14 protein-coding genes and 1 tRNA gene are annotated in these 16944 nt (G+C 42.8%); 7 read left to right on the top strand and 8 right to left on the bottom strand.

Annotated features, from left to right (window positions below):
- Positions 1-464: 464 nt before the first annotated feature.
- The 6 genes from cysQ to cysG are packed head-to-tail and all read right to left on the bottom strand — an operon-like array spanning position 465 to position 7436.
- Positions 465-1247: a 3'(2'),5'-bisphosphate nucleotidase CysQ gene (gene cysQ / locus H5182_RS15845; protein ID WP_182732016.1), complete on the bottom strand. Its 783-nt coding sequence runs from the start codon at positions 1245-1247 to the stop codon at positions 465-467.
- A gap of 3 nt (positions 1248-1250) precedes the next feature.
- Positions 1251-1850, bottom strand: coding sequence for an adenylyl-sulfate kinase (gene cysC / locus H5182_RS15850; protein ID WP_145238262.1), 600 nt, complete (start codon positions 1848-1850; stop codon positions 1251-1253).
- A gap of 30 nt (positions 1851-1880) precedes the next feature.
- Complete coding sequence (locus H5182_RS15855) at positions 1881-3605, bottom strand: SLC13 family permease (RefSeq protein WP_182719264.1); 1725 nt, start codon at positions 3603-3605, stop codon at positions 1881-1883.
- A 30-nt stretch (positions 3606-3635) separates the two neighbouring features.
- Positions 3636-5063, bottom strand: coding sequence for a sulfate adenylyltransferase subunit CysN (cysN, locus tag H5182_RS15860; RefSeq protein ID WP_182732017.1), 1428 nt, complete (start codon positions 5061-5063; stop codon positions 3636-3638).
- A complete protein-coding gene (cysD, locus tag H5182_RS15865) occupies positions 5063-5962 on the bottom strand; it encodes a sulfate adenylyltransferase subunit CysD (RefSeq protein WP_145238271.1) in 900 nt (299 codons plus the stop codon). Before cysD ends, cysN begins: the two co-directional genes overlap by 1 nt.
- A 52-nt stretch (positions 5963-6014) precedes the next feature.
- Positions 6015-7436, bottom strand: a complete 1422-nt coding sequence (gene cysG / locus H5182_RS15870) for a siroheme synthase CysG (RefSeq protein WP_182760310.1) — start codon at positions 7434-7436, stop codon at positions 6015-6017.
- Between the two features lie 276 nt (positions 7437-7712).
- Here cysG and deoC point away from each other — a divergent pair, with 276 nt between their 5' ends.
- Complete coding sequence (gene deoC / locus H5182_RS15875) at positions 7713-8462, top strand: deoxyribose-phosphate aldolase (RefSeq protein ID WP_182735508.1); 750 nt, start codon at positions 7713-7715, stop codon at positions 8460-8462.
- Positions 8449-8949, top strand: a complete 501-nt coding sequence (locus H5182_RS15880; protein ID WP_145238280.1) for a hypothetical protein — start codon at positions 8449-8451, stop codon at positions 8947-8949. The genes deoC and H5182_RS15880 overlap by 14 nt, the downstream gene beginning before the upstream one ends.
- A gap of 58 nt (positions 8950-9007) precedes the next feature.
- Here H5182_RS15880 and H5182_RS15885 read toward each other — a convergent pair whose 3' ends face one another.
- Entirely contained in the window at positions 9008-10144 is a 1137-nt protein-coding gene (locus tag H5182_RS15885; RefSeq protein WP_182760311.1) for a CsgG/HfaB family protein, read from the bottom strand.
- A gap of 120 nt (positions 10145-10264) precedes the next feature.
- A complete protein-coding gene (locus H5182_RS15890) occupies positions 10265-14254 on the bottom strand; it encodes a two-component regulator propeller domain-containing protein (RefSeq protein WP_310741369.1) in 3990 nt (1329 codons plus the stop codon).
- A gap of 165 nt (positions 14255-14419) precedes the next feature.
- On the opposite strand from H5182_RS15890, the gene H5182_RS15895 reads away from it, so the two are divergent.
- From H5182_RS15895 to rplA, 5 genes are all read left to right on the top strand, one after another.
- Positions 14420-14496, top strand: a tRNA-Trp gene (locus H5182_RS15895).
- Between the two features lie 132 nt (positions 14497-14628).
- Entirely contained in the window at positions 14629-15006 is a 378-nt protein-coding gene (gene secE, locus H5182_RS15900) for a preprotein translocase subunit SecE (RefSeq protein ID WP_182732022.1), read from the top strand.
- A 4-nt stretch (positions 15007-15010) separates the two neighbouring features.
- Positions 15011-15568, top strand: a complete 558-nt coding sequence (nusG, locus tag H5182_RS15905) for a transcription termination/antitermination protein NusG (protein ID WP_145238289.1) — start codon at positions 15011-15013, stop codon at positions 15566-15568.
- 216 nt (positions 15569-15784) lie between these two features.
- The gene (gene rplK, locus H5182_RS15910; protein WP_008108462.1) at positions 15785-16213 is read left to right on the top strand and encodes a 50S ribosomal protein L11; all 429 of its coding nucleotides are present in this window, start codon (positions 15785-15787) and stop codon (positions 16211-16213) included.
- Positions 16214-16217: 4 nt separating this feature from the next.
- Positions 16218-16922, top strand: coding sequence for a 50S ribosomal protein L1 (gene rplA / locus H5182_RS15915; RefSeq protein ID WP_145238292.1), 705 nt, complete (start codon positions 16218-16220; stop codon positions 16920-16922).
- The last annotated feature ends 22 nt before the right edge of the window (positions 16923-16944 follow it).

Here is a 16944-nt window from a genome sequence, read left to right on the forward strand (position 1 = left end):
ACGAGTTAAAGCTTATAACTCAACCTCCGTGTAGCGAAGCGACTCGGTGTTCTCTGTGGTGAAATTGTTTTTTCAAATAGAATGCAGAGCAGGATTTTTCGTGGCTGAAGCCAACTCCTACGAGTGAAGAGTCGGGCTTAAACTTATCGCTTAAAGCTTATGGCTAAAGCCCTCTGTGTAGCGCGAAGCGCCTCGGTGCTCTCAGTGGTGAGATTGTTTTTAAATTAAACACAGAGCGAGTTTCTTCTTGACTGAAGTCAACTCCTACGAGTGAAGAGTTGGGCTTAAACTTACCGCTTAAAGCTCTACAGCTTATGATTCAGCCTCTGTGTAGAGAAGCGACTCGGTGTTCTCTGTGGTGAAATTGTTTTTTCAAATAGAATGCAGAGCAGGATTTTTCGTGGCTGAAGCCAACTCCTACGAGTGAAGAGTCGGCCTTAAACTTACCACTTAAAACTTACAGCTTATAGCTTGGTTTCTTCTTCTATCGCACTTACAATAAAATACGGATTTAAGTATTCATCTTTGGTGTTATAAACAAGCGGGCTGCCATCAAGCTTAGTGACTTTTGCGCCGGCGATTTCGGCTATAGCGTGGCCTGCACCGGTGTCCCATTCACAGGTTGGGCCTAGGCGTGGGTAAATATCGGCGCTGCCTTCGGCGACTAAGCACAGTTTTAGTGAACTGCCTTTTGAGACCATTTCAACCTCATCAAAGCGTTTTACAAACTCGGCTAAATCCGGTGATGGATGCGAGCGGCTGCCGACTACGCGAATTAGGCCTTTGTTTGCTTTGGTGGTGACTTTAAGCTCAATGCGCTCATCACCGCGGTCCTTAAATGCGCCGATTGCCTCTGCTGCCAGATAAGACACGCCTAGCGCAGGCGCATCTACTACCGCTAAGATAGGCTTGCCGTTTTCAATCAAGGCGATGTTAACGGTAAACTCACCGTTCTTTTTAATAAACTCTTTAGTGCCGTCGATTGGGTCAACCAGCCAATAGCGGGTCCACGTTTGACGGATATCCCAGCTGATATCGGCACTTTCTTCACTTAATACTGGGATCTCTGGGGTTAAGTGGGCTAGGCCATTGGCAATCACTTTGTGAGCTGCAAGATCGGCGTCGGTTACAGGGCTTTCATCAGCTTTGTACTCAACGTTAAAATCCTTTTCGTAAATCCCCATAATAGCGCTGCCAGCTTGGCGGGCAAGGATCAGTATTTCTTCGAGCAGTTCCGTTTGGTTCATGACTTAACCTTTAATAATTTGCTGTTGTTTTAGATACGCTATCAGCTCTTGCACCGATTGGTCTAGGGTGTTTTTACTGGTATCTAAAATTATTTCCGGTGAATGGGGTATTTGGTAGTCTGAATCTATACCTGTGAAGTGTTTTATTTCACCTGCGCGGGCTTTTTTGTATAAGCCTTTTGGATCGCGGCTCTCGCATACGTCCAGAGGTGTGTCTAAAAACACTTCGATAAATTCACCGTCATCGACTAAGTTTCTTACCATATCGCGTTCCGCGCGAAATGGGGAAATAAATGCGGTGAGTACCAATAATCCAGCATCGACCATTAGTTTAGCGGTTTCACCAACGCGGCGAATATTTTCGATACGGTCTTCGTCGCTAAAGCCTAAATCTTTACACAAGCCGTGGCGTACGTTGTCGCCATCAAGCAGGTAGGTGTGAATACCTTGTTGATTGAGTGCGCTTTCAAGGGCGTTTGCTACGGTGCTTTTACCTGAGCCGGAAAAACCAGTGAACCATAAAATAGCCGGTTTATGGCTTTTGTGTTCGCTACGTTGTGCTTTAGTAATGGCATAGTTATGCCAAACAATGTTCTCATCCATTATAAAACTCTCTTATGAGTAAGCGCTGGCTTAAAATGGAAATACCAGCGGGATCAGGGTTAATACCGTTATTGAATAAATAATAGAAAGCGGTAAGCCCATTAATACATAGTCTTTTAAACGATAATTGCCGGCGCTATAAACCATCAGGTTAGTTTGATAACCAAATGGTGATATAAAGCTTGCAGATGCACCAAAGGCGACCGCCATAATAAACGGCAGCGGGTCAACATTAAAGCCCATTGCTAATGCATAAGCGACAGGGAATGATAGTGCCGCTGCGGCGTTATTGGTGATAAGTTCGGTGAACATTACTGTCATTACAAAAATCGCGATAAACGCGCCATAGGGGCCAAAATCACCGAGTACATAAAACAATGCTGCAGATATTTGTCCAGCTAGGCCGGTGCCTATCATCAGTTTAGCAAGGCCAATGGCGCTACCAACTACAGCGAGTAATTCAATAGGAAAACGGCGTTTTACTTCGCTCAGCTTTATCGTTCCCGTGAGCATTAAGCCAATCAGCAATACTAATAAGCCTTTTACCAGTGGTACATAGCCAATAATGCTCAGCCCAAGTACCGTTGCAAAGCTCGCTAATACTAAGTTAGATTGCTTGGGCGCTAAGTGAGTTTGTAAATCAAGCCCGGAAATATACACAAATTCGCGTTTTAAATTAGGCAGACTATAAAAGTCTTTACCTGGTGCGAGGATCAGTGAGTCTCCCGCTTGCAGCTGCACCTTACCAAGGCCACCTTGTAAGCGGTCATGGCCGCGACGAATAGCGATAACAGCGGCATGAAACTGTTCACGAAAACGTGCTTCCTTAACTGTTTTTCCTATAAATTTAGATGATTGGCTGACAACAACTTCAACGAGGTGCTCAACATCTTTTTGATGTTTATCGTGAACTATTTTTAGCCCGTCAAAGCGTGTTAGCAATGGCACTGATTTGATGTCACCGACAAACAGCAATACATCGCCCGCTTTAATCACTTGTTGCGGGGTCACTGCACAAATGCGTTTATCGCCGCGAATAATTTCTGCTAGGAATAAGTCTTTAAGTTCGCGCAGGCCATTTTCTTCTACGCTTTTACCAATTAGTTTTGAGCCTTCTTCTATTTTACCTTCGAGATAAAAAGGCACCACTTCTTGATCGTTTTTGCCGTTGTCTGGCAAATATTTTAGCATCACTAAAATAGTGATCAGGCCCACACTTAATGCGCCTAACCCGACTATGGTAAAGTCGAAAAAGCCTAGCGGTGCCATGCCTGCATCAACGGCAAAACCATTGACGATTAAATTTGTTGAAGTACCAATTAAGGTAATTGTGCCACCTAAAATAGCAGTATACGACAGCGGTAATAGTAGCTTTGAAGGTGAATGGTTTGGATTGTCTTTTATGGCAGTAATGAGCGATGCGACAACCGCTGTATTATTGGTAAATGAGGATAAAAACGCTGTAGAAAGTCCGAGCTTAGTGACTGAGCTGGTTAAACTTCCTTTTGATAATGACTGGGCAAGCTTTTGTACGAGTGTGGTTTTTTCAACCGCAATCGAAACCAGTACTAATAACACTAAGGTGATCAGTGATGGATTGGCGTAGTTGATCAGCATATCTTCAAGGTCGATTAACCCGCCTAGATATGCGGTGCCAATGGCGCCAACAAAAAGCCATGCTGGCTTTAGCCGCGTGCCAAACAGGCACCCGACTAAAGTTAGCATAATGCCTGTTAATACTAGCTGTTGATACATGCTTTATATGTCCTTAACAGGCAAAGTTGGTTATTTAAGCTTTGATATATCAAGCGCTTGCCAATGTGGGAAGTGCTTGCGTACTAACGCATTAAATTCAACTTCAAACTCACTAAAGTTACCCGTTTGTTCTTGCTTAGCAAGCACGTTTTCAATCATACCCGCCGCAACAGTTAAGTTAGATAAACGATCGATTAAAATAAACGCACCGGTTTCGTGATTGTTGTGATAAGCATCGGCCAAAATGGTTTCGGTCAATTCTAGGGTAACAATCGCGATTTCGTTTAACTGCAGGCTGTCTGCGCTGCCGTGTTCAAGGGTGTTCACATCAATGGTGTGATCAATCTTTTTCACGATAGCCGAAGTATTTTTACTGCCTAGCTTAAAGTTATAGCTTTTACCCAGTACCAGCGGCGCTTCGTGCATCCACACAAGCTTTGCTTGTACTTGGTTAGTAACAGTCGCTGTTGAATCAGCAGGAACGATCACGTCCCCTCGGCTAATATCAATTTCAGTGTTAAGCGTTAAAGTAATTGCTTGGCCAGCTTCGGCTGTGTCTAAGTTGCCGTCAAAGGTGACAATCTCTTTAATGCTTGAGGTTTTACCTGATGGCAATACTTTAATAGCATCACCAACGCGTAATTTTCCTGAGGTCAAAGTACCTTGGAAACCACGGAAGTTTAGGTTAGGGCGTACTACATACTGCACAGGGAAACGCGCTTCAAAGCCAGTGTCTGTTTCAGCTGCTGGTGAGTCTTCTAATAACTCAAGCAGTGGTTTGTCTGTGTAATATGGTGTGTGCTCTGAGCGTGTTACTACGTTATCGCCTTTAAGTGCCGACATAGGCACAAACTTGATGTTAGATACGTTAAGTTGCTCGGCAAATTTTAAATAATCGGCTTTAATGCGCTCATAAACGGTTTCGTCAAAATCAACAATATCCATTTTATTCACGGCAACAACAAACTGTTTAATACCCAATGAATCACAGATAAAGCTGTGACGCTTAGTTTGTACTTGCACACCGTAGCGCGCATCAACAAGAATAATCGCTACATCACTGGTTGATGCACCGGTTACCATGTTGCGCGTGTATTGCTCATGCCCTGGAGTATCAGCAATAATGAATTTACGTTTAGCCGTTGAAAAATAACGGTACGCTACATCAATAGTTATGCCTTGCTCACGCTCAGCTTGTAAGCCGTCAACCAGTAGTGCTAAATCGAGCTCTTCACCGGCATTACCGACTTTTTCGTTATCTTTATGCAGTGCTGCTAACTGATCTTCATAAATTTGGTGGCTGTCGTGTAGTAGGCGGCCAATTAGGGTTGATTTACCGTCATCCACACTACCACAGGTCAGCATACGCAATAGGCTTTTGTCTTGTTGGCGAGCAAGATAGGCGTCGATGCCAATTGCTTTTACTTCGTTAATTGTATCGCTAGTATTAATAGACATTAGAAATAGCCCTCACGTTTTTTCTTCTCCATTGAACCTGCTGAATCGTGGTCAATTACCCGACCTTCACGTTCAGATGACGTAGATAGCAGCATTTCTTCGATAATCTCAGTCAGTGTACTGGCTGTTGATTCCACTGCACCGGTAAGTGGGTAACAACCTAAAGTACGAAAACGAACAGATTTCATCATGGGTACTTCGCCTTCTTTAAGCGGCATACGCTCATCATCAACCATGATCAAAGTACCATCACGCTCTACAACAGGGCGCTCTTTGGCTAAGTAAAGGGGAACCATATCGATGTTTTCTTGATAGATATATTGCCAAATATCAAGTTCAGTCCAGTTAGAAAGTGGAAATACACGGATGCTTTCGCCAGGGTTAACTTGACTGTTATAGGTATTCCAAAGCTCTGGACGTTGGTTTTTTGGATCCCATCTGTGGTGTTTATCACGGAATGAATAAACACGCTCTTTAGCGCGAGATTTTTCTTCGTCGCGGCGTGCACCACCAAACGCGGCATCAAAACCGTATTTATCAAGCGCCTGTTTTAAGCCTTGGGTTTTCATGATATCGGTATGCTTACCAGAGCCATGAGTAAATGGGCTGATATCAATCGCTAAGCCTTCCGGATTTTTGTGGACGAGTAAGTCAAAACCGTACTCTTTTGCTAAGCGATCACGAAATTCGATCATTTCTTTAAACTTCCAGTTGGTATCAACGTGAAGCAGTGGAAACGGAATTTTACCTGGGTAAAACGCTTTACGCGCTAAATGTAAAAGTACCGATGAATCTTTACCGATTGAGTAAAGCATAACTGGGTTCTCAAACTCAGCAGCAACTTCGCGCATGATTTTGATACTTTCAGCTTCTAATTGCTGAAGGTGAGTTAAAGCCATTGTTAGTCGTCCTACTAAAATGATTAAAAGTTAAAATCTAAATAGTTTAAAGCTATGCCACGTCTGTAAGCGGTTGTGCAAAGCTACTGGTTTGGGCTTTTGTGCCAAACCAATGAAGTTCTTCATGTAATGAAGCAACTTCACCAATAATTAATAATGCCGGTGAAATAATGCTGTGACGCTCGATTAAATCGGCCAGCTCACCTAATTTACCGGTTACAACGCGTTGATTTTTGCGAGTACCGTTTTCAATAATTGCCACGGGTGTATCTGCACCGCGACCATGTTTTAATAATTGTGCTTGAATATGGGGAGACTTAATTACACCCATATAAATAGCCAGAGTTTGGTTTGGTTTTGCCAGTGATTGCCAATCTAGTTCTTGACCGTCTTTTTTACAGTGACCAGTTACAAACTGTATGGCTTGTGCATGGTCACGGTGCGTTAGCGGAATACCCGCATAAGCGCTACAACCTGCGGCAGCAGTTATGCCAGGGACGATTTGGTAATTTACGTTATTAGCTGCCAGTACTTGAACTTCTTCACCACCACGGCCATAAATAAACGGGTCGCCACCTTTAATGCGGCACACTTTTTTACCTCGCTTGGCAAGGTCAACTAGCATTTGGTTAGTATCTTCTTGCACGACACTGTGATCGCCTAAGCGTTTACCCACACAAATTAAATCAGCATCGCGGCGTACTAGCTCCATAATTTCGTCAGAGACTAGAAAGTCATACACCACCACATCAGCTTGTTGCATTAGTTGCAGTGCTTTCAGTGTTAATAGCTCTGGATCTCCTGGACCTGCGCCAATTACGTATACTTCACCTTCAGGATCCAGTTTGCTATCGAGTAATTGTTCAAGCTGTACGCTTGCGGCAGCTGTATCACCCGTTTGTACTTTGCTGACGACAGATGAATCAAATACGCCTTCCCAAAATTGGCGACGATCAGCAAAACTCGTGAAGCGCTGTTTTACTTTGTCGCGAAAGCTGCCAACTAAACTTGCAAGCGGGCCGATGTGTTGTGGAATAAGCGTTTCTAACTTCTCGCGTAAGCGCCGTGCTAATACCGGCGCTGTGCCAGCACTTGAAATTGCAATAGTGATCGGGTCACGATCAACAATTGAAGGAAAAATAAAGGTGCATTTAGGTTGGTCATCCACCACGTTAACGAATACATTTCGTGCATTTGCGAGTTCAAATACGCTGTTATTTACGTCATCATTGTCGGTTGCGGCAATGACCAGCATTTTGCCATCAAGATGTGATTCATCAAAAAAAGCGTCAATTAGAGTGACATCATTATTTTGTGCATGCTCTTTTAATTCATCACAAAACCAAGGTGCTACTAAAGTGACATCAGCGCGAGCTTTCAAAAATGCACGGCACTTACGTAACGCAACCTCTCCACCGCCAACAACCAATACAGGTTTATTGTCGAGCTTGGTAAAGATAGGTAAATATTGCATGTGTAGACCCTTGGAAAAAATTACAGCAAAGATGCTTTTCAGGAACTCAGAATATAGTGGCGTAAGCTAAGTAAAAAATAATTAAAACCCAGTTAATATAACTAAAAGTTATATAGGGTTGTTCGATTTGGCTTAAGCCTTAGTTAACAGGGGATTGCGCCGAGTTGCAAGGGCAATAGTGAGTGTATATCTAGCTTATAGTGTTTGGTTATTAGCTATAGCGAGAATAGTTAAATTTGGTACTATTGCTAATACATGAACTTACTTGGTGGATTTATGACAACGCAACTAACTGATGCGGCATTGGCCGTGCAATTAATGGATTTAACCAGTTTAAATAGTAATGATAGCGCGGCAACAATACAGGCCTTGGTGGCTAGTATTAAGCCCAACCTAGGTATTCCGGCTGCAGTGTGTGTTTATAGTGAGTTTGTTGATGACGCCAAGCTTGCTTTAGCTGAGCGCGAGCTTAGTTATGTAAAAGTCGCCACAGTAACTAACTTTCCCTCAGGCAACAGTGAGCTAAGTGAAGTAATTAATGAAACATTAATCGCAATAGAGCGTGGCGCAGATGAAATTGATTTGGTGTTACCGTATCAAGCCTTAATCGCGGGGGACGAAGCCACAGCGCTAGAATATGTGCGTGCCAGTAAAGAGTGCTGTCCTGAACACGTACAATTAAAAGTAATTATAGAATCCGGCGCACTAAAAACAGCGCAGTTGATAACACTGGCGACAGAAATAGCAATTGCCGGTGGTGCTGACTTTGTTAAAACCAGCACCGGCAAAGTAGCTACAAATGCCACTCTTGAAGCAACCGATGTGATGTTAAGTACGATTAAAAAGTCGTCGCGTGTAGTCGGTTTTAAAGCTGCAGGTGGCGTGAAAACGGTTATGGATGCAAGTAATTACTTACAGCTAGCGACTGATATTATGGGAGAAAGTTATTTGAATCCGTCAACATTTAGATTTGGTGCATCAAGCCTGTTAGCTGATGTATATGCAGTACTTAATGACGCGTCATAGTGAGCAAGAAAAATTACAACTTGAGCATGATGCAGGCAAGTTGTTCTTGCGTTGCTATGAACATCGCTTTGGTATTCCAATGCGCCATATTTGGCATAATCAGCCGAGTAAACCAGATATCAGTTGCTATCGTAATGAACAGAAGCTTGATATTGAAATAGCACATTTATATGCCAGCGAAACCGAAGCCATGGCAGTACTCGGCAGGCCTTTATCTATAAGCATGCAACGAGATCTTGCTGATATGGCAATGCAACCAAGTGAGCAGCGGCTGCACTGTGCACTGCAGCGGTTATTAGAACAAAAAGGAAAAAAGCACTATCAATCAGAGCAAACATGGCTGCTTATTCGTAACGCCAGCACCATTTGGCATAAAGCGGATTTTGACGCTGAGTTACAGAATATAACGATACCGCTTACCCATCCTTTTCAACAAATTTGGTTGCTTTGTGATTTTTATCAGGGCGAGCTGTTACAGCTGTTCTAAGTATATAGATGGTATAGCAGCCAAGAATAAACTGGCTGCTAAATAACCTGATCTTTGGTTAGTTAATTTTAAACATACTACCTAAGCTCTCAAGCCCTGACTTATTGGTTTTGGCAATACATTGACTTTCATCGAGTGACTTTTTGGTTGCTTCGTCTGCAAGTCCAGTCACTTTTAATTGTTTCTCTTGTTGGTATTCACGCAGTGCAATGACTGTTTGACGGTCGTATTTAACATCTTCAGTTTCAAATTCTTCATAATTGGGTTGGTTTTTTAAATAACCTAAACAGACTAGATTCATGCGAGACATGGCTAAATCCATCTTTTCATAATGCGGCATTCTATGCGTAGGAACATCGACTTTTGCTACTGGAGCAGCGGCTTTTGACTTGGCTGCCGTGGTAGTAAGCGGTGGTGGTGCAGTGTATCCTGATGCTAAGGTATTATTGCTGTTATAGCGATAGTAAGTGGCTGGGACTTTAGTTTGTAAAAACTCAACGGCTTTGATTATCACTTCGCGGAGCGCTTTTTCTTTAGGGGTGTTTGACCAGCCACTTAAATTACCACCGACTAATGCACCGCCAAAATTAGTTGCCGCACTGGTAAAATCAAAATCTTTGCTACCTCCTTCGACGCTGGTGGCTGCTAAAATACGTGAGGTGCGAGTATCGATAAGGCGCAAATCAATCGCCATATGCGAGCCTGAAAAACCTGCCGATACTGAGCTAAACACATCACCTATAAAACCGCCAGTACCAACACTGGCACCTGAGCTGTCGTCATCAAATTCAGTTACCGCTGCTACCACAACTATTTCGGCTCCTTCAATTTCACCGTAAGCTGCCCCTGATGCTGCGCTAACACGACCTGAAGCCGCTAGATCTTGCTCAGATAACACTGCATCTAACGCCTGGCGTTCAAGTACGATAAAGCGATTGGTGCCTACCAAAGCTGTGGTGAGTTGGTCGGCCATGCCTTCACCTATTTCTTTTCGCCACCAATGAGAGTCATTCGATTTATCGGTAAAGCGTGCCACGGCAATACGCGCTTTTGGACCATTATATTGTTGTTGGGCGACTTCATTAATGTTTGGTGAATCTTGGTTTGAAGTGACCTTGGTCGAGGTACTTTGGCAAGCGCTAAGACTGCTAGCAACGAGGGTTGCCAACAGTACTTTTTTAGTTGTTGTGAGCATATGATTTTCCTTAATTAATGTGCCAAATAGAAACAGTGAAGGTTTTTATTCTACAAATTGTTTTAAAGTTAATTTAAAGAAATCATAAGGTTAAAAATAGTACTGAGGCGAACACTTTGGTCACACAGACGAAGTTTTTGCATTCAGGTTGGTATTTTCCCTAAACTGCTTGGGCGAAACGTTATGCTTTGCCTTAAAGCAGCGAGCAAAGTAACTTTGTGAGCTAAAGCCGACTTTTTCAGCAATTAAACCTATGCTCAGATCGCTGTCGCTAAGTAACTTTTCAGCATACTCTAAACGAGTATTACGAATATAATCACTGGGAGTTAAATTGTAGAGTGCTTTCATTTTCAGTTGTAAGGCACGTGGGCTTAAATATAATCCTGCAGCGAATTCTTCAATACTAAACGCTTCGTTGTGATAGTTATCACGGATGATGTTTTTCAGGCGTTCGGTAAATTGGTAATCTTTACTTTGTGTAAGCTGCTGATCGAGTACCAGCGGCGGAGCATGAGCCGCAAGCTGCTTTGCTAAGTGCCGATTAAGGACTGCACGAATACTCAGTAACCCTTGTACTCTACTGAGCAGTAATTGCGGCTCAAATGGTTTACTTAAAAAATCATCTGCTAGTAAATCAAGGCCTTTTAGTCTGCTTTGTGTATCGGCTTTTGCTGACAATAATAACACTGGTATATGGCTGGTAATGTTATTTGTGCGTAGCGCATTAAGTAATTGATAACCGTCCATGCAAGGCATCATCACATCGCTGATCACTAGATCTGGCATTTCTGTTTGGCAGATGGCTAAGCCTTGTTCGCCGTTAATAGCACTTAAGCAGTGGTACTCAGTAGCAAACAAAGTCAGCAGTAGTTCGCGCATTTCGTCGTTATCTTCAACAATCAGTAGCTTTTGCGAATTGCTGAGGCGGGTTGCTTCATTTACTGGTGCTGCTAGCGAAGTTGCGCCATGCTCTGCTTCAGTCAAAGGCAGAGATACAGTAAAACAACTGCCTTTACCTACTTCACTTGTTAGTGAAATCTGCCCGCCGTATTGCTCTAGCAATTGTTTAACTAAAGCAAGGCCAATTCCACTGCCGTTTTGATTTTGTGCTGCAACACGCGTAAAGCGTTCAAAAATAATGCCTTGTTGGTGTTTTTCGATGCCAATACCGGTGTCAACAATCGCGATATGAGCCATGTTATTATGCACTGATAAGCTAATCTCAACTTGACCGCCTGAGTGGGTATATTTGAGGGCATTACTAACTAAGTTGGTAATAATTGACGTTGCATGTTCTGGCTCAAGTGCTATGCAGCAAGAGCCTTGGCTGAGATCTGTCATTGTTACGTGAATACCTTTTTGTTCAAACAGCACCGTGAAGTCAGCAACCAGCTGCTTTATAAATGGTGCTAAAGGATAGGGCGAAACGTAATGTATAGCGCAGCTGGGGCGTTGGCTTAGCTGTAATAGTTGATTTATTAAGGTCAGCAAACGTAGGCTATTGCGTTTGATCATCGATAATTGTTTTTGGCTAGCTTGATCTTTATGGTTTAGCTGCAAGCTTTCAAGTGGCGCGAGTATTAAACTCAGAGGCGTTTTTAATTCATGGCTAATATTATCTAAAAATTGACTTTTTAAGCGATTCAGTTCACGGGCTTGATTACTTGTTTGTTCGGCCAGCTTAGCGCGGTATAGCGAGGCCGCAATAAGCCAAATAATAACCCCAGTGAGAAGAACATAACCGGCATAGGCAAGGCGACTTTGCCACCACGGCGGCACCACCGTGAAATCGAGCATAGCTTTAGCATTACTCCACTGGCCATACTGATCTTTTACTTTTAGTTGCAGCTGATAGTCGCCTGCGGGCAGTTGCGGGTAGTTTATTTGTCGTTGTTGTGCGTTGGTATATAGAAATTGCTTATCAAAACCAGCGAGTTTGTATGCATATTGATATTGTTGAGGTGCCGACGGGCTATTTAATGCTGAGAACTTAAAGCCGATCACGCCGACACCTTTGTTAAAGGAGAGTGTTTGTATATAGCTAATTAATTTCGCAGCTTGAGTCTCGTGCTTAGTGTATGGGGCAGTGGCTATCGCTTGATTGTTAATTAGTAATTCGGTTAACACAGGCTCTGGAGTTGTAGCTGCCAGCTTTAGCTTAAGCGGATCAAATTGATTAAAGCCGTTGATCCCGCCAAAAAATAGTTCACCGTTCTGCGCTTGATAAGCCGCGCCGAGAATAAATGAATTATGTTGCACGCCATCACGGGGTAAAAAATGCTGCATATTTTCAGAGCTGGGCTGATAACGTGTTAAACCTTGGTTGCTTGCCAGCCACAGGTAACCTTTGGCATCCTGTTTAATGGCAAAAATATTATCGTTTAGCAGGCCATCATGCTCGGTGATTCGGGTTATCTCTGCCGTTGTTTTATTCAGTTTATTTAAGCCTCCAAAAGTACCCACCCACAGTGTATTGTCATCTTGCAGATGAAGGGCGGTAACCATGTTATGACTTAAGCTATTTGGGTTTGTTTGATCGGCTTGATAATGGCTAAATTCATTGTTGTTGAGGGTGAGTTTATTTAAGCCAACTCGAGTACCAGCCCAAATTGCATTAGCAACGTTATCGTAAACGAGGCTAAATACGGTGTTGTTCGATATACAATTGTGTTGTTCCGAGTGCTTAAAATGCTCAATGGTCAAGTTATCTGGGTTAAACAGACTTAAACCTTGATTGCTTCCCAACCATAAGTTGCCGTTCCGATCGCTGGTGATCGCATAAATGTTATTGCTGCTGAGCTGATGGCTTTGCACTGTGAATGATGTAAAGTCATCGCTTTCGCGGTTATAACGCAATAAACCGCCACCATAGGTGCCAATCCAAATACGCTGTTGGCTATCTTCATGAAGGCTGAATATATTGTTGTTGGTAAGGTTGCTGGTATCGACGTGATAGCGCACAAAGCCGTCTTTTGTTTGTCTATTTAACCCGTTGCGGGTACCGACCCATAATTGCCCTTGCGAATCTTTAAGTAAGGCCCGGATAAAATCATGGCTAATACTGTTAGGGTCATCGCTGTGTTGTTGATGATTAAATTGATTTTGGCGCATATCGTAGCGTTGTAACCCATAACCATCAGTGCCTATCCACAGAATACCTTGCTGGTCTTGATACAAAGACAGTAAGTAATCATTAACAAGCCCATGACGTTGCTGTGGAAGGTGTTTAAATTGGCTAAAGCTTGTCAGAGTTGTTTGATAGTTGGGATTATAATATAAGCCTTGGCCGTAGCTGCTAAGCCAAAGATGCTCGTTATTATCGATTAAAATATCGCTTATCCATATACCATCTAGTTGTTTTATATCATTAAACTGTTCACTTTCTAAATCAAAGACACTAAGCCCTGTTTTACTGGCAATCAGTAGCTGCCCTTGTGGCGTGAGTTTTAGGCGCCATAGTTGCTTTTTACTTGCTGAAAAGTGGCTAAATTTAGCTGTCTTTGTATCAAATTTTATTAATCCTTCATTACTGGCCAGCCATAAATTTTGCTTAGCATCAATCACCATATCCTGAAAAATAATACTACCTTGGGTGTTTGGCGAGTAGGTAAAGTAGGCAGTTTCATGCTCGGCTACATTTAGGCGAGTTAAGTTACCATCTTCATGGCCTAACCATAAATTATTGTGTTGATCAGTAAGCATTGACCAAATGCGGTTATCTTTAATCGCTAATGGACTGCTACGGTTAAAATGAGTGAATGTACCGGTGTCTGTATTTAGGGCGTTTAGCCCTTGTGTAGCTGTAGAAAACCACAGCAGATTATTGTCAGTGGTAACACAGTCGGTGATCCAATTACTCGATAGACTTGGCTGGGTTGGATGAGACTTAAAGCGTTTAAATTCATAACCATCAAAACGGTTGAGCCCACCTTGGGTGGCGAACCAATGAAAACCACGGCGATCAGTTATGCTGCAAGTGACAGAGTTTTGCGTTAAACCCTGTTCATTAGAGAAGGAGTCTAAATGTAAAGACAGTGCCAGCGCGCTGTTATGAAATAGCCATAAAAAACCAATAATGGCCGTATAGATAGTTGTTTTTATTGTTAGCACGTGCTTCCTCGTGCGTAGTAATATCCCTTGAATTGAAACAATCATAAACTGCTTTTTAATCAATGTTAAGATGGATTTTTCAATCTAGTGATGAGATTTTGACTTATGGGCATCTTTTACACTTGTGTTAATGAATTGCGTAAGTATAATAGGCATCCACTTTGCAGGGGCGTAGTTCCAATTGGTAGAACAGCGGTCTCCAAAACCGATGGTTGGGAGTTCGAGTCTCTCCGCCCCTGCCATTTTATCCTGTTTGTGGGTAAAGTCTGAGGTTAAAAATCGGTTTAAATAAGTCTGTTTTTAAGTTTGGATTTTAATGGATTAACCCTGCCATAGTGTAGGGTTGTTGTGTCTGTAGTTAAGGTAATAATATTATGAGCACGAATGTAGAAACTCCATCAAGTGCGATGGATTCAGTAAAGTGGCTTGTGGCAATTGCGCTACTTGCAGGCGCAGTAGTTGGTAATTATATGTACGCAGATCAGTCTGTGTTATTACGTGCTATTAGTGTTGTTGTTGCTGTTGCCGCTGGTTTGGGGATTGCATCACAAACTGAAAAAGGGCGTACCTTCCTTGCTTTTGCAAAAGAAGCACGCATCGAAGTACGTAAAGTAGTGTGGCCTACGCGCCAAGAAACTACCCATACGACATTTATTGTAATGGTTGCAACTGCGATTATGGCACTTATCCTTTGGGGATTAGATGGCATTTTATTCCGCGCAGTAGGCTTTTTAACTGGATTGGAGATCTGATCCCATGTCGGATGAGAACAACGAAAAGAAACTACGTTGGTACGTAGTACAGGCTTTCTCAGGTTATGAGAAGCGTGTTGCACAAACTATTCTTGAGCATATCAAGATCGAAGGTTTGGAAGATAGCTTTGGTGAAGTATTAGTACCTACTGAAGAAGTGGTTGAGATGCGCGCTGGTCAAAAGCGTAAATCTGAGCGCAAATTCTTCCCAGGTTATGTACTTATCCAAATGGATATGAACGATAAAAGCTGGCATTTAGTAAATAGCACCGCGCGTGTTATGGGCTTTATCGGTGGTACGTCTGATCGTCCAGCACCAATTAGCGCTAAAGAAGCTGATCGTATTCTTAACCGCTTACAAGAAAACGCTGAAGCGCCTAAGCCTGCAACGTTATTTGAACCAGGTGAAGTGGTACGTGTTGTTGACGGCCCATTTGCTGATTTCAGTGGTGTGGTTGAAGCTGTTGACTATGAAAAGAGCCGCGTAAAAGTATCGGTACTTATCTTTGGTCGTTCTACTCCTGTTGAACTTGAATTTGGTCAAGTTGAGCAAGATAGATAAACAAATTAACTGATTTATACCAAAAAATATATTGTTTGGTATAAAGCTTGAAAAAGGTCGCTGATTAACTTATAATCAGCGGCCTTTTTGTATTCAAAGTAAGCATTTCTTGGTTTGTATACAGAAAAGTGAGAAACCAATTTTTAAACTGGGAAGCCGCTAGAGTACGCGTCCTCGCGCGCACAAGGCTAAGACCCACCTAATGAGGTATTTATAATGGCTAAGAAAGTTGAAGCTCTAATCAAGCTACAAGTTGCTGCTGGTATGGCTAACCCTAGTCCTCCAGTAGGTCCAGCACTAGGTCAACACGGTGTAAACATCATGGAATTCTGTAAAGCGTTCAACGCACGTACAGAATCTATCGAAAAAGGCGCTCCAGTTCCTGTAGTGATCTCTGTTTACGGCGACCGTTCATTTACGTTCGACATGAAAACGCCACCGGCTGCTTACTTACTTAAGAAAGCTGCAGGTATCAAATCTGGTTCAGGCCGTCCTAACACTGAAAAAGTAGGCACAGTAACTCGTGCTCAACTTGAAGAAATCGTTGAGACAAAGAAACCTGACCTTACAGCTTCTGATTTAGAAGCTGCGGTTCGCACTATCGCAGGTTCTGCGCGTGCGATGGGCTTGAACGTAGAGGACTAAGATAATGGCTAAATTAACTAAACGTATGCGTACTATCCGCGAAAAAGTGGAAGCGACTAAAGATTACGAAATCACCGAAGCAGTTGCTCTTTTAAAAGAGTTAGCGACAGCTAAATTCGTAGAAAGTGTTGACGTTGCTGTTAACCTTGGTATCGATGCTCGTAAATCTGACCAAAACGTTCGTGGTGCAACTGTACTACCTAACGGTACTGGTCGTGACGTTCGCGTTGCAGTGTTCACACAAGGCGCTAACGCAGAAGCTGCGAAAGAAGCTGGTGCTGAACTAGTAGGTATGGAAGATCTTGCTGAGCTAGTTAAGAAAGGCGAGATGAACTTTGACGTTGTTGTTGCATCACCAGACGCTATGCGTGTTGTTGGTCAACTAGGTCAAATCTTAGGCCCACGTGGTCTAATGCCAAACCCTAAAACTGGTACTGTAACACCTAACGTTGCAGAAGCAGTTAAAAATGCTAAAGCTGGTCAAGTGCGTTACCGCAATGACAAAAATGGTATCATCCATACTACTATTGGTAAGGTTGATTTCACAGTTGAGCAACTTCAACAAAACCTTGAGTCGCTAATTGTTGCGCTTAAGAAGGCTAAGCCTTCACAAGCAAAAGGTGTTTACGTTAAGAAAGTAACCATCTCTACAACAATGGGCGCAGGTGTTTCTGTTGACCAAAGCACTTTAACAACAACTGTTGTTTAATTGAGTGTTTACATGGCGTGAA

This window comes from Pseudoalteromonas sp. SG44-17, assembly GCF_014164235.1.
Lineage (GTDB): Bacteria > Pseudomonadota > Gammaproteobacteria > Enterobacterales > Alteromonadaceae > Pseudoalteromonas > Pseudoalteromonas rhizosphaerae.